Annotated in this window: 10 protein-coding genes; 5 read left to right on the forward strand and 5 right to left on the reverse strand. The window is 73.0% G+C overall.

Going from position 1 to position 13,989, the window contains the following annotated elements; all coding sequences use genetic code 11:
* Nucleotides 1–262 precede the first annotated feature (262 nt).
* Nucleotides 263–1,225, forward strand: a complete 963-nt coding sequence (locus FCN18_RS04955; RefSeq protein ID WP_137093524.1) for a TAXI family TRAP transporter solute-binding subunit — start codon at nucleotides 263–265, stop codon at nucleotides 1,223–1,225.
* Here the strand turns inward: FCN18_RS04955 and FCN18_RS04960 are convergent.
* Genes FCN18_RS04960 through eccCa form a run of 5 tightly spaced genes read right to left on the reverse strand, consistent with a single transcriptional unit; the run spans nucleotide 1,204 to nucleotide 10,300 of the window.
* On the reverse strand, nucleotides 1,204–2,592 hold the full coding sequence (locus FCN18_RS04960) for a sensor histidine kinase (protein WP_137093528.1): 1,389 nt from the start codon (nucleotides 2,590–2,592) through the stop codon (nucleotides 1,204–1,206). The genes FCN18_RS04955 and FCN18_RS04960 overlap by 22 nt on opposite strands.
* 6 nt (nucleotides 2,593–2,598) lie before the next feature.
* Nucleotides 2,599–3,273 (reverse strand): response regulator transcription factor, encoded by a 675-nt coding sequence (locus FCN18_RS04965; protein ID WP_112269682.1) that lies wholly within the window; start codon nucleotides 3,271–3,273, stop codon nucleotides 2,599–2,601.
* A gap of 18 nt (nucleotides 3,274–3,291) precedes the next feature.
* Entirely contained in the window at nucleotides 3,292–5,388 is a 2,097-nt protein-coding gene (locus tag FCN18_RS40490; protein ID WP_137093530.1) for a hypothetical protein, read from the reverse strand.
* A 30-nt stretch (nucleotides 5,389–5,418) separates the two neighbouring features.
* Nucleotides 5,419–6,189, reverse strand: a complete 771-nt coding sequence (locus tag FCN18_RS04975) for a hypothetical protein (protein WP_112269686.1) — start codon at nucleotides 6,187–6,189, stop codon at nucleotides 5,419–5,421.
* Between the two features lie 58 nt (nucleotides 6,190–6,247).
* Nucleotides 6,248–10,300: a type VII secretion protein EccCa gene (gene eccCa, locus FCN18_RS04980; RefSeq protein WP_323808344.1), complete on the reverse strand. Its 4,053-nt coding sequence runs from the start codon at nucleotides 10,298–10,300 to the stop codon at nucleotides 6,248–6,250.
* 36 nt (nucleotides 10,301–10,336) lie between these two features.
* On the opposite strand from eccCa, the gene eccD reads away from it, so the two are divergent.
* From eccD to FCN18_RS05000, 4 genes are all read left to right on the forward strand, one after another.
* The gene (gene eccD, locus FCN18_RS04985; RefSeq protein ID WP_112269690.1) at nucleotides 10,337–11,737 is read left to right on the forward strand and encodes a type VII secretion integral membrane protein EccD; all 1,401 of its coding nucleotides are present in this window, start codon (nucleotides 10,337–10,339) and stop codon (nucleotides 11,735–11,737) included.
* Nucleotide 11,738: 1 nt separating this feature from the next.
* On the forward strand, nucleotides 11,739–13,157 hold the full coding sequence (gene eccB, locus FCN18_RS04990) for a type VII secretion protein EccB (protein WP_112269692.1): 1,419 nt from the start codon (nucleotides 11,739–11,741) through the stop codon (nucleotides 13,155–13,157).
* Between the two features lie 162 nt (nucleotides 13,158–13,319).
* Nucleotides 13,320–13,637: a WXG100 family type VII secretion target gene (locus FCN18_RS04995; protein ID WP_158303053.1), complete on the forward strand. Its 318-nt coding sequence runs from the start codon at nucleotides 13,320–13,322 to the stop codon at nucleotides 13,635–13,637.
* A gap of 27 nt (nucleotides 13,638–13,664) precedes the next feature.
* The gene (locus FCN18_RS05000; protein WP_112269696.1) at nucleotides 13,665–13,958 is read left to right on the forward strand and encodes a hypothetical protein; all 294 of its coding nucleotides are present in this window, start codon (nucleotides 13,665–13,667) and stop codon (nucleotides 13,956–13,958) included.
* Nucleotides 13,959–13,989: the final 31 nt, after the last annotated feature.

The raw sequence follows: 13,989 nt of genomic DNA on the forward strand, positions 1-13,989 counted from the left end.
GATTAACGTGGGGGCACCTCATTCCGGCCGCCGCTCAGCCGGAAACCTGGAAGGCCGAAACGAACCGGCGGACGGGACGGCCGTGCACGGGACACAGTGGACCATCGCGCCGTCGCGATCGCCGCGCGGCCTGGGAAGCCGAACGGGCAGTTGGCTTCCCGCGCCGGTCGCTGGCATTCCCAGGTCCTCCTTTTCTTGCGCGACAACGAAAAGCTACGGGGCGTGGTCAGGTTCACGCAGTCTTCTTGAGGAATCTTGAGCTTTGCGACCTTGTCGGCGATCACGGAGAACACTCGCGCTGCTCGGCGTGCTGCTGCTGGGCCTGCTGCCAGCGGCGTCCACGGCCGCGGAAGACGGCGGCCCGGTGCGCCGGATCGTCATCGTCTCGGGTTCGACCGGCGGGGTCTACTACTCGTACGGGCTGGCCATCGCGCGGGAGCTCGCAGCCGCCACCGGTGTGCGCGCGCGGGTGGTGGCGACGCAGGGATCGGTGGAGAACCTGCGCGCGCTGGTGGAGGGAACGGGCGACCTCGCGTTCAGCGCGGCCGACGCGGTGACGGAGACCGGGCTGCCGCCCGACGTGCCCACGGTCTCGTTGCGGGCGATCGGCCGGCTCTACGACGACTACCTGCACGTCGTGGTGCCCGCGTCGTCGCCCGTGCGCGAGCTCGGCGATCTGCGCGGCCGCACCGTGTCGGTCGGCTCTGCCGAAAGCGGGACGGAGCTCATCGCGGAACGACTGCTGGAGCTGGCCGGCCTCTCCATGAGTGAGATCCGGCCGGTCTTTCTCGGGCTGGGCGATTCCGCGGCCGCGATGCTGCGCGGCGAGGTCGACGCCTTCTTCTGGTCGGGCGGCCTGCCGACGGGCGCGGTGTCCGCGCTCGCCGCCGAGTTGCCGATCCGGTTGCTGCCACTCGGCAACGAGGCCGCGTCGATGCGCGCCACCCACGGCAGCGCCGGCTACCGGGTGGCGACCGTGCCGGGCGGCACCTACGCGGACGTGCCGCAGACGCGCACGCTCGCGGTGCCCAACTACCTGCTCGTGCGCGCCGACGCCGATCCCACCGTGGTCGCGTGGGTGACCAGGCTGTTGTTCGAGCGCAGCCGCGCGCTGGGGGATGCGGTGCCGGTCGCGCGCTCGCCGAGCCCGCGGACCGCGATCTTCACCGATCCCGTGCCGTTGCATCCGGGCGCGCTCGCCTACTACCGGGCGATCAAGCCGTGATCGGCGGCCCTGAGCACCAGCCGTACGGTGAGCCCGCCCCTTTCGGTCGGCTCCACCTCCACCCGGCCACCGTGCTGGCGGAGCAGCTCCGACGCGATGCTGAGCCCGAGGCCGGTTCCCGCGACGTTCTGGTGCCGGGGGCTGCGCCAGAACCGGTCGGTCACCCTGGCGAGCTCGTCGCGCTCCAGACCGGGACCGGTGTCGCTGACGGCGATCGCCAGCTCGTCGTCGTCACGCCGGATCCGGATCGAGACCGCGCCCCCTCGGGGCGTGAACTTCAACGCGTTGTCCAGCACCACGTCCAGTGACGTGCTCAGCGCGGTCGGCTCGAACCACGCGTACGCCGGGTCGTGCGGGCCGCCGGTCACCGTGATCCGCCGGTTCCTCGCGAGCGGCGCCCAGGCGAGCAACCGCTCGTCGACGATGGCGCTCACCTCGACGAGCGCGGGCTCGCCCGCGCTGGCGTCGGCGCGCGCGAGCCGCAGCAGGTCGTCGAGGATGTGGCCGAGTCGTTTGGCCTCCGTTCGCACGTGTTCGTGATCCTCCTCGTGGCCGGGCCGCAGTGCGAACTCCAGCTGGTCGATGCGGAGCTGCAGTGCCCCCAGGGGATTGCGCAGCTGGTGGGAGGCGTCGGCGACGAACCGCCGCTGCCGGTCGATCGCGGCCTCGACCCGCGTGGCCATGTCGTTGAACGACGCGGCGAGCCTGCGCAGCTCGGGCGGCCCGCTCTCCCCGACGACCCTGGCCGTGAGCCTGCCCGAGCCGAACTCGTGCGCGGCGCGGTCGAGCAGCCCGATCGGCCGCAGCACCCACGACGCGATGCGCGAGGCCACCGCCACGCAGCAGGCGAGCGTCAGCAGCGCCGCCACGGCCACCACACCGACCACGACCCCGCCCGTGTGACGGAGGTGCTGGGTGGGCGAGAGGGTGACCAGAGCGCCGAGCACGTCGCCGTCGCGGGTCACCGGCTCGGCCACGACGAGATCCCTCGACTGCCACGGCAGGATGCGGGTGCCGGTGACGTCCCGGTGCCCGCTGAGCGCCATCGCCACGTGCTCGCGGACGTCCGGATCCGCCCAGCGGGCCGTGTCGCTCGATGCGAGGCGGACCGCGGGTGTGAGATCGAACAGCGCGACCCGCACGCCGTGGACCTGTTCGTAGCGCCGGAAATCGGTGAGCAGCGAGATCCGGTCGGCGCCGGTCGTCGCGGCCTCGGCCATGGAGACCAGCCTGCGGGCGTCGTCGCGCCGGTCGGTGAGCATGGTCTGCTGTTCGACGTCGATCCGGCTGGCGGCCAGCGGCGCCGACAGCGCGGTGACGACGGCGGCCATGAGCAGCACGAGTACGGCGCGCAACCTCGCTCGCACCGGGGCTCACCCGGTCCGGAGCCGGTACCCGATGCCACGCACCGTCTCGATGCTGTCGGCGGGCGCGAGCTTGCCGCGCACCGACGCGATGTGCACCTGGAGCGTCCGCTGGGCACCGCGCCATGACGTTCCCCACAGCTCGCTGATGATCTGCTCGTAGCGCATGACGACACCGGGGCTGCGGGCGAGCAACGCCAGGATGTCGAACTCGAGCCGGGTCAGGCGGACGGAGCGGCCGTCGACCGTCGCCTCGCGGCGTCTCAGGTCGACCTTGACGCGGCACGGCTGCGCGTCGGGCGCGGGCTCCGGGAACACGGCCCGCCCCGCGGTGCGCCTGCGGACGACGGCGTTGAGCCGGGCGAGCAGTTCCCGCGAGTCGTACGGCTTGACGATGTAGTCGTCTGCGCCGAGGTCGAGGCCCTGCACCCGGGACCGCAGGTCGTCGCGGGCGGTGACGATGAGCAGCGCGGCGTCCGTGGCCGTCCGGATGCGCTTGCAGACGTGCGTGCCATCCCGGTCGGGCAGCCCCAGGTCCAGCAGCACGACGTCGAGCGTGTCGTCGACCGCGGCGAGCGCCTCGGCCGCCGTTCGCGCCACCCGGATCTCGTACCCGTGGTGCAGCAGGACGGCCGACAGCGCGCCGACCACAGCGTCGTCGTCCTCGACGATCAGCACCCGCATCGAAGCCGCTGCCGCCCGCTACTGCTTCCCGAGCACCGGTGCGGTGTCGGGTCGTGCGGGGGCCGGGCGATCCGCTCCGGCGACTACCGGTCCACCCGGTGTCGAGACCTCCCAGGCGCTCTCGTCGGTCACCGGACCCTGGTGCCGTGGCTCGTCGGTGACGCGACGGTCCGTGCGGTCGGCCTGGACGGCCGGCTGCCCTGCGGGTGCCGGTGCGCCGGACCGGCGCAGTGCGGCGGGAACCTCGACCGCGTGCTGCGGCTGCTCCGGGGCGTCCGCGGTGCGCCCGGCGAGGACCGAAGGGACGTCGCCGGGCAGCCCCGTGGCGAACTCCGACGCGGGCGTGGTGCGGCGGCGGTCGAGCTCTCGTCGCCGCTGGGCGGCCCTGCGTTCGGCGCGTTGCTCGGTGTAGCTGCGGCGCGGGGAGGCCAGCCGCTGGTTGACGAGCACCGGTGGCGCAGCGGCGGTGCCGGGCGCGGTACCCGCGGCCGCGGGCGCCTCGGCGAGGCCACCCGGCCGCGTGCGTTTGCGGTCCTGCCCTCCGAGCACGGGCGGCGCCGCCACCCCGGGAGGAGACAGGAACGCGTCCTGCCGGTGGCGTGTGGTGTCCTGTTCGTCCGAAGTGGACTGCCGGGTTCCCGGTGGTGCCGTGCCGGGCGTTCCCGGCGGCAGCGCGGGCGTGCCGGGGTCACCGGGCGCGGACCGGCCGTCTTGCGGCGACTGCCGGGACTGGCGGCCCGGCTGCTGGCCGGCCGGTGGCATCCCGGTACCGGGGGGAAGTCCCGTGCCGGGCGGAAGTCCCGCGCCGGGGGGAAGTCCCGCGCCGGGCGGTGCGCCGATCGTGCTGCCCGGCGGCCCCGCGAGCGAGGTCCCGCCGGGAAACCCCGGCGAGTTCAGCAACCCCGGCGAGCGGAGCACTCCGAGGTTCGGCGCCCCGCTGGATCCCGTGCCGAACCCGGGTGGCGCGGCGGGACGCGGCGTGAAGAAGCCGGGACGGGCGGCCGGAGGCGTGAGGCCGATGCCCGGTGGCGGCATCGCGGTGAGTCCCGCCAGACCGGGGCCGGTGAGCCCCTGTGCGGATAGCGGCGCCGGGTCAGGGCCGGTGGGCGGCGGAGCCACCTCGCCTGCCGGAGGAGCCTCCGCGCCGGTGAACCCCGGCGGTGGCGTCCCCTCAGGCACAGGCGCAGGCGCAGGCGCACCGGCGAGCGCTGGCGAAGGCGCGGGCGGGGGTGCGGCCATCGCGAAGGTGGCGACCGGTGGCGGTGCGGCGGTGGCTCCCGTCGGTGCACCACCGAAACCGGGCGGCGGCGCCGCGCCGAACCCCGGCGGCGCGCCGGGAGCACCCCCGGGCGGGCCACCCGGCAGGTTCGGCAGCCCGAACGCCCCCGGATGGAAGACCCCGTCGAGCGGCGTCATCTTCGGTCCACGGGCGCCCGCGATCCGTTGCGTGTAGGGCAGATAGGCGTCCGCTGCCTCGCGGGCGAGCTCCCGGGCCTTCTCGTTGTACTTCTCCTTGGTCTCCGACTCGGTGGGCTTGCTGTTGATGTCGGTGTGGGTTCCGCCGTCCTTGGCGGCGAGGTAAGGAGTGCCGTCGGGTTTGGAGTTCTCCAGCGCCGTCTGGTACTCCTCCCAGAGGGTGGCCATCTCCTCCTGCTTCTCACGCATCACACCGGCGAGCCCGCGCAGGGCGCCGGCGGTGTCACTGGCCGACTCCTGCCATTGGTCCAGGTACACCAGCGTGGTCCCGACCCGGAGGAGGAACGCGGCCTTCGCCGAGGGCGACTCCCAGTTGGCGTCGAGCCCGTCGGTCTGGGTGCGCAGATCGCTGCTCAGGGTGGACAGCGCGCTCGCGAGCTTGCTGAACTGGCCGGCGCGATCGTCGACGTTGCCGGGCTGCTCGCCCATGAGCTCGAGGTTGATGGCTTCGATCGTGTCGCCGCGGGCGCCCTCGGCGACACCGATCTCGAGCTGTCGCGCGCTGGCCGGCGGCGGCCCGCCCATGATCGACGGATGCCAGTTGGCGGCGTCGCCGCCCTCATCACCCGTGATGTAGTGGCCGGGCCCGTTCGGGCCGCCGTGCGGCAGGTTCGCCCCGTAGTAGTCCTCGCCGGACATGTGTCCTCCCCCGTCTGCCCGCAGGCCCGATCAGAGACCCGGAGCCTGTTCCCGGGCCTCCTGCTCCTGTGCCTCCGCCAGCGCGATCCAGTCGTCCGGCGTGACCGCGTCGGGCTGGGGCGTGATCGTGCGGTGCCCCGAGGTCTCGCTGTTGCCGTCCGCGTCCTGCCGCTCGGTGTGCATCTCGACGGTGCCGTCGCGGTGGTGGTACTCGTGTTCGATGGTGCGTCCCACCAGTGCGCCGTTCTCGTCGCGGATCTCGGTGACGTGCTGCGTGTGGGTCAGGCCCGCGTGCGGGTAGGACTCGTGTGTCGTGTACTCCCGCTGGTCGGGGGTGGAGCCGGATTCGGAGCCCGGCGCCTGCCCTCCGCCGTCGGAGGCGCCCGCCGCGGGCTGCTGGTCGTACAGCTCCTCCACGGTGGTGCCGTCGATGTGCGACGGCAGCCCCGCGGGCCTGGTCGCGCCCGGTGCGTCGAAGGCGAACTTGATCGCGTTGAGACTCACCGCTCCCATCGCGTCACCAGTGCCGTAGAGGTCGGCGATGATGTGCGCGACCGAGGACAGCACCGTCAGGTTCTGCATGGCGTCCCCAAGGAACAGCTGCGCTTCCTCCGCGCTCCACCTGGTGGCGTTCTCCGCTTCCCTCCCCGGCGGGAACAACCCGGTGCTGAACTGGCCGTCGCTGCCGCCCAGCAGCAGCGCGGACTCGGCACCAAGGTAGTCCTGGAGCCCCTCCCGCAGGCTCGCGACGTTCTCACCGAACGTGCGGAAGGAGCCGAGGTCGGCGTCGAGATTGCTCATGGGGGCCTCCGGATGCCACCGTGGACGGGGACGAGTGCTGTCCCCAAGAAGTCAACCCTCACGGCGCAACCCCCGGTGGCAGGTGCGCCAGCTGCACCAGCTGTGCCCCGGAGCGCCGGGTGATCAGCCGGCCGCGGCCGGGCGGCAGCGGCTGTGCCTTGAGGTTGCCCAGCAGCGGACCCTCCTCCTTGCTGCCCGACATCAGGATGCCGGGGGAGGCGAGGTCCCGGATGCGAGCGATGACCGGGTCGAACAGGGCCCTTGCCGCGCCGCCGGTGCGCCGGGTGACCACCAGGTGCAGACCGATGTCGCGGCCCTGGGTCATGAACTCCAGCAACGGCGTCAGCGGGTTGTCGTGCGCGTGCGGCACCACGAGGTCGTAGTCGTCGATGAGCACGAACAGCTCGGGACCGCTCCACCAGTTGCGGTCGCGGAGCTGCTCCGGCGTGATGTCGCCGCCGGGCAGCCGTTTCGTCATCGCGTTCACCGTCAGCCCCACCATCTGATCCACGGTCGAGCGGCTCGTGGCGTAGCCGATGCGGTACTCCTCGGGAACCAGCCCGAGCATGCTGCGCCGGTAGTCGATGAGCGCGATCTGGGCCTGCTCGGGCCCGTAGCGCGCCATGATGCCGGTGGCCAGCGCGCGCAGGAACGTGCTCTTGCCGCATTCGACGTCACCGAGCAGCAACAGGTGCGGCTCGGTCTCGAAGTCGAGGCGCACCGGGCGCAGGTCGCTCTCGGCGATCCCGATCGGAATGCCCCGCTCGTCGGGAGCGGGCAGCGTGGAGTACGGCAGCTGCGACGGCAGCAGCCGCACACGCGGGGCGGCCGGCCCCGGCGCGGCGTCGCTCACGGCGCCGACGAAGTGGCTCACGCCCTCGGTGAGCTCCGCGTCCGTCGAGCGTCCGTCCACTCTGGGCACCGCGGTGAGGAAGTGCATGCCGTCCGGGGTGAGTCCACGGCCGGGCGTCTGCTCGGGCACCGTGGCCGCCTTGCGCCGGTTGACCGCGGAGTCGGCGGGGTCGCCCAGCCGCAGCTCGAGCTTGGTGCCGAACATGTCCTTGGTGTTCATGCGCAGGTCCATCCATCGGTTGCACGTCGCGATCACGTGCACTCCGAAGCCGAGGCCGCGGTTCACCAACTCGCCGACCACCGGCTCGAGGTCCTCGAACTCCGTGCGCAGCGTCGTCCAGCCGTCCACGACGAGGAACAGGTCGCCGAACTGGTCCTCGGCGAACTTGCCGGAGCGCAGCAGCCGCCGGTAGGTGGCCATGCCGTCGATGCCGTGCTCTGCGAACCGCTGTTCGCGCTCGAGCAGCAGGTTGTGCGCCTCGGCGACGCTGCGCCGGACCTGGTCGGTGTCGCGGCGGGTCGCCGTGCCGCCGACGTGGGTGAGCTCGCGCATCGCGGTGAGCCCGCCGCCACCGAAGTCGAGGCAGAAGAACTGGACCTCGGCGGGCGTGTGGGTCAGCGCGAGGCTGCCGAGAATGGTGCGCACCGCGGTGGTCTTGCCGCTGCGGGGCCCCCCGACGACGACCACGTTGCCGCCCGCGCCCGCGAGGTCCAGCCGGTAGGTCTCGCGCTTCTGCTCGTACGGCATGTCGATGATCCCGGCGACGGCCCGCAGCGCGCCGTGCTCCTCGGCGACCTCGGTGGTGAGCCCCCGCTCCGGGTGCTGCACGAGCGGTGCCAGCAGCTGGTCGAGCGTCGGCGGTTCGGCCAGCGGCGGCAGCCACACCTGGTGGGCGGCCTTCCCCTGCCCTCGCATGCGCTCCACCAGCACGTCGAGCAACGTCTCGCCGCCCTCGTCCTCGGTCTCGGCAGGCGCCGCCTCCTCGGCCGGGGTGTCGGTGACCGGTACGGCGTAGCGGGTCGAGAAGTCCTGCACCGGGTCGGCCCTCGTGCCGCCCGCCGCGGCGGCGCGCTCGGAGCCCTCGCGCCGGTGGATGCCGGAGACATAGGCGGCGCGGAACCGGGTGAGCTCGTCGGTGCCGGTCTTGAGGTAGCCGTTGCCGGGGGAGCGCGGCAGCTGGTAAGCGTCCGGGAACCCGAGCACGGCGCGGCTCTCCATCGCGGAGAACGTCCGCAGCCCGATCCGGTACGACAGGTGCGAGTCGAGCCCGCGTAGCTTGCCCTCCTCCAGCCGCTGCGAGGCCAGGAGCAGGTGCACGCCGAGCGAGCGGCCGACGCGTCCGATCTGGACGAACATGTCGATGAAGTCGGGGCGGGCCGTGAGCAGCTCGGAGAACTCGTCGACGATCACCAGCAGTGCGGGCAGCGGCTCCAACGGCGCTCCGGCGGCGCGGGCCTTCTCGTAGTCGCGCTGGGAGGCGTAGTTGCCCGCCTTGCGCAGCAGTTCCTGGCGGCGCAGCAGCTCGCCCTGGATGGCGTCGAGCATGCGATCCACGAGGTGCAGCTCGTCGGCGAGGTTGGTGATCACGGCGCTGGTGTGCGGCAGCTGGTCGAGCCTTGCGAACGTCGCCCCGCCCTTGAAGTCCACCAGCACGAGGTTGAGGATCTCGGGGTCGTGGGTGACCGCGAGCGCCAGCACGAGGGTGCGCAGCAGCTCCGACTTGCCCGATCCGGTGGCGCCGACCAGCAGCCCGTGTGGGCCCATGCCGTCCTGCGCCGACTCCTTGAGGTCCAGCTCCATCGGCCTGCCGTCGGCCTGTACCCCGATAGCCACGCGCAGCCGGTCGCGGTTGGACCGGGCGGCCCACGCCCGCGAAAGGGCGAACTCGTACGGGTCGCCGAGCCCGAGCAGCGCCGTCAGCTCCAGGGTCCCGGCGAGCGGCTGCTCCCCGCTGACGGCCAGCGCAGACAGCCGCAGCGGCGCGAGCGCGCGGGTGAGCGCGTGCGCGTCGGGCTCCGCGAGCGCGTCGGCGCGCCCCACGGCGCCAGAACCGTCCATGGTGCGGCTGCTGAGCGTGCCGTCGTCGGCGATCTCCAGCACCAGCGTGGTGGCGTCCAGGATCCGCGGCGGGGCGTCGGTGAGATCGAGCAGCGTGACACCCTCGGTGCCGCCCTCCACCAGCAGGTGCTCGGAGCCGTCCTTCGCGCCGCCGTCCAGCACCACGACGAGGTGCGCGGCGCCGTCGACGGGAGCCGACCGCGCGTCGAACCGCGGCCGGTTGGCGAGCACGTCGTCGAGCATGGCCTCCAGCGCAGTCACGCTGGACGCCACCAGGCGCAGCTGGCCGACCGCGTCCAGTTTCGACGGGTGCAGGGCGTGCGGCAGCCACTTGGCCCACTCCCAGCGTTCCCGCTCGTCGGGGTGCACGCAGAAGGCCACCAGCACGTCCCCGGGGGCGTGGAAGGCGCCGAGCTGCGCGACGAGGGCTCTCGCGAAGTCGCGCTTGCGGCTCTGGTCGCCGGTGACGTAGATGTGGGAGAACCCGCGCAACGCCACCGCCACGGGCAGGTCGGGCACGGTCGAGTAGGTGGTGACGAACCTGCGCAGCGCCATCGCGCACAGCGGTTCCAGCTCGTCGATCGGCTTGGTCTCCGGCGGCACGAGCGGTGTCGCCAGCTCCTGCTGGCCGAGCCCGATCCGGATCACGGTGAAGTCCCAGTCGCCCTGGCGGCGTTCCCACAGCCGGGCGCTGCGCACGGTCGACCAGAGCCGGTCCGGGTCGGGGTGCCGGTAGAGCATGGCCTCGCGCTGGCGGGCGATCGTCTCGCGGACCTGCGCGCGGAGCTGGCTGAGCCTGCGCATGTACCGGCGGCGGCTCACGATCATGTCCTGCTTGCTGGCGCCCTGACCGGCCTGGCTGAACACCTGGAAGGCGACCATGCCGAGCAGGCCGATGCCGATGAGCCCGCCCGCCACGAACATGAGCGGGCCGAAGCCCCTGCTCGCGCCCATCATCACGGCCATGCCGCCCGCCATGCCCAGCATCGGCAGGATCATCAGCATCCTGGCCCAGTTCCTGCCCGACGGAGAGGGGTTCTCCGGCGGCGGCTCCAGCACCACGTCACCGGACGGCAGCTCGGGTGCCGGACGGCGCAGCGGCCGCTTGACGATCACGGTCCCCAAGATCGACTCCTCGTGCGTCTGGTGTGGACGGACCGGGCGCAGCGCGGGGTGGCGCTTGCCTCTCGTCCCTACCATTCAAGCAACGCCATGCAGCACACGAACGGACCTTCGATGACAGTTGCCTCCGGCACGGCGCTCGCGCGCGTGACCATCGCGACGCCGGAACGGTCGATCGACGTCGCCCTGCCCGAGGACGTCGCGGTCGCCGACCTGCTGCCGTACATCCTGCGGCACGCCGGCGCGGACGCGCCCGACGCCGGGGAACGGCACGGCGGCTGGGTGCTGCGCAGGCCCGACGGCACGCGGGTCGACTCGCGGCGGACGCTGGGCGCGCAGGAGGTCCGCGACGGCGAGGTCATGCACCTGGTGCCGGGGCACGCGGACTGGCCGGAGCCGGAGTACGACGACGTCGTCGAGACGATCGCCAGCGGCGCGCGCCGTCACGGCCGCAGCTGGGGCGGTGACGCGACGCGGCGTTGCACGCTCGCCGTGTGCGCGGTGGTGCTGGCGGCGGGCACGTCGTTCTTGTTCTTGTTCGAGCCGCCGTGGCTGCTGCCGGGGCTCGCGTTCCTCGGCGTGGCCGTGGTGCTGACGGCGGCGGGGGCCGCGGTGGCCCGCGCGGTCCCGGACGCGGGCGCGGGCGCCGTGCTCGCGGGCACGGGGTTGCTCTACGCGCTGGCGGGCGGCTGGCTGGTGACCGGTCCACGGCACGCGGCCCCCGTGGAGTTCGGCTCGCCGCAACTGGCGCTGGCGGCCGTCACCGTGGTGGTGTTCGGCGTGGTGGGCCACCTCGGCGTCGCGGCGATGGCGAGGGTGTTCGCCGCGGCCGTCACCGCCGGGCTGCTCGGCGTGCTCGGCGCGCTGCTCGCGGGACCGCTGGGCGCGGGTGGATCGGCCGCGGTGGTGCTGACGGCCGGGATCGGGCTGCTGCCGGGGTATCCGGTGCTCGCCATCCGCCTCGGGAGGCTGCCGATGCCCGCGTTGCCGCAGAGCTCGGCGGACCTGTTCAGCGACGAGCCGGTGCCGCCGTCGTCCGGTGTCTTCGCGGCGGCGGTGCGCACCGACGAGATGCTGTCCGGCCTGTTGTCCGGGCTCGCCGTCGCGAGTGTCGTCTCCTCGGTGGTGCTGGCCGTGTCCGGGGGCGCGGCGAACCTGATCCTGCTCGGCGCGGTGGCGGTGGCGCTGTTGCTGCGCGCGCGGCTTTTCGCGGTGGGCCGCCAACGGGTTCCGCTGCTCACCGCCGGTGCCGTGGCCGCCGCCCTGCTGCTGGCGAGTTTCGTCGCGATGGCCCAGACCAACACCGGCCGTCTGCTGTTCCTGGTGGTGCTGCTCGCGATCGCGGGCCTCGTCGCCGTCGCGGGGCTGACCTACAGCCGCCGCAACCCCTCGCCGTACCTCGGCCGGATCGCCGACGTGCTCGACGTGGTGGCGATCCTGGCGCTGGTGCCGCTGACGTGTTACCTCACCGGCCTGTTCACCCTGGTTCAGGGGCTCATGGCGGGGATCGGCTGACATGCCGTCCAGGCGGGACCAGCTGCACTCGTACCAGTTCCTGGTGCAACGCGTCGTCTCCTCGATCATGGTGCGGGAGACCGATCCCGAGCAGACCCCGCTGCGCAGGGGGGTCGGCGCGGTCTTCGGGGGCGTGATGATCTCCGTGCTCGTGGCCGCGGGCTTCGGCGTGGTCGGCGCGCTCACGGGGGTGGGCGGCGACGGCTGGCGCGAGGACGGCTCCATCGTCATCGAGCGCGAGACCGGGACCCGGTACGTCTACCTCGACGGCACGTTGCGACCGGTGCTCAACTACGCCTCGGCCCGGCTGCTGGCCGGGCAGCCGGGCGCGGAGCCGCACCGGGTCGCGGGCAGCAGCCTCGCCGGGATCCCGAGGGAGCCGACCGTCGGCATCCCCGGCGCCCCCGACTCGCTGCCGCCCGCGGACCGCGTGGCGGGGACGCCGTGGACGATGTGCAGTGTGCCGGTGGTGGACCCCTCGGGCGCGCCGGCGACGACCACCGCGCTGCGGATCGGCGAGTCCGCCCCCGAGGGCTCGCCGCTCGGCGACCGGGCCGCCCTCGTGCGCGACGCCGAGGACGGCACGCCGTATCTGGTTTGGCACAACCAGCGGTACCGCATCGTGGGGGAGCGGCCGGACAGCGTCGTGCGGTCCCTGTACGGCGCCGGGCAACCGGTGATCGACGTGGGCGGCGCATGGCTCAACGGGCTGCCGTCCGGGCAGGACATCGGCCCGGTCCCGGTGGACGGTCTCGGCTCCCCGTCGTCGGCCGCGAGCGGGTTCACCATCGGTGATCTCGTGTACCACCCCGTCGGCGGGGGGCGGCAGCACTACCTCGTCCTGGACGGCGGGCTCGCCGCGCTCACCGAGCTGCAGACCCGCATCGTGCGCGGGCAGTACGCCGTGGAGCCCGCCGAGATTCCCACCGCCGTCGCGAACTCCCTGCCCTCCAGCGACGCGCTCGCGCCCGCCGCGGGCGAGCCCGCGCCGCCCGCCGTGCCGCCGGAGCTCGTAGCGGTGCCCTCGGACGGGGAGGCGCCGTTGTGCGCCGAGACCGTCGACGCGCGCACGGCGCCGCGCGTCACGATCGGCGGCGACGCGACCGGGCTCACGGAGGGCATCCGGACCACCGTGGAATCCGGAGCCGGCACCAGGCTGGCCGACCGGGTCCTGGTGCCTCCGGGCGGGGCCGCGGTCGTGCGGGCCCTGCCGTCGAACCGCGCCGAGTCGGGCGCGATCAACCTCGTGACCGACACCGGCGTGCGCTACCCGGTGCCGTCGGAGGAGGTGCTGGCCGCGCTGGGCTACGACCCGGCCTCGCTGGTGGACCTGCCCGCGGCACTGGTGCAGCGCATTCCCGAAGGGCCGACACTGTCGCCCGAGGCCGCGCTGCGGCCCGCGGTGCCGGTGCGGCCGTAGTGCGCCCGTACCGCCGCGGACAGGTGCTCCCGTAGCCCACCGACCTGCGGGTTCGTTGGCGGACCGGGGAATCCGGGGTGTCGGTGGCCTGTCAGCGGCCGGCAGCAAGCTTGCCATGGACAGTCAGGACGACTCATGGGGTGACATGCGTTGACTCTCAACTTGACCGAGGCGCAGGTGCTCGCGCTCGAGAACCACATCGACGACACCAACGCGAAGATCCAGGGAATCATGAACGGCGTCATGAACCAGGTGGCCGCCGTGTCCGGGGGCTGGAAGGGTGACGGCTACACCGCCTTCTCCCAGCAGCAGACCACCGCGCAGGAGACGGTCTCGCAGTTGCGTGCCGTGCTGCTGCAGCTCCGGGAAGGCGTGACGCAGACCCGGCAGGAAGTCACCCGCGGCGACGAGGAGAGCGCCGCGGCCGCGCGGAGCATCGACTTCAGCGGCGGTGGCGGTATGCACTTCTCCCGGCTGTGACGGAACTCTGACGAAGGAGGAAGCCCGATGGCAGAACAGATCAGGTACGAGTTCGGCAGCATCGACGAGACCGGTGCGCTGCTGATCCAGGCCGCGGCGCAATGCAAGGCCGCGGTGGCCGAGCTCGGCGTGAAGATGCGGAACACGTGCGCCGAGGACTGGAACGGCGGCGCGTCGGAGATGTACGCGACGGCGCAGACGAAGTGCAACACCCTGCTCGACGAGTTCGCGGAGAAGGAACGCCAGAGCGGCTGTGCGACGCAGCAGGCCGGCACGGACATGCTCGGTATCGACAACCGGTGCGCGGGACTGTTCGGCTGAGCGGGTCCCGTGGAGCCGGTCCAGGGGTCGG

The organism is Prauserella endophytica (genome assembly GCF_005146945.1).
Taxonomy (GTDB): Bacteria; Actinomycetota; Actinomycetes; order Mycobacteriales; family Pseudonocardiaceae; genus Prauserella_A; species Prauserella_A endophytica.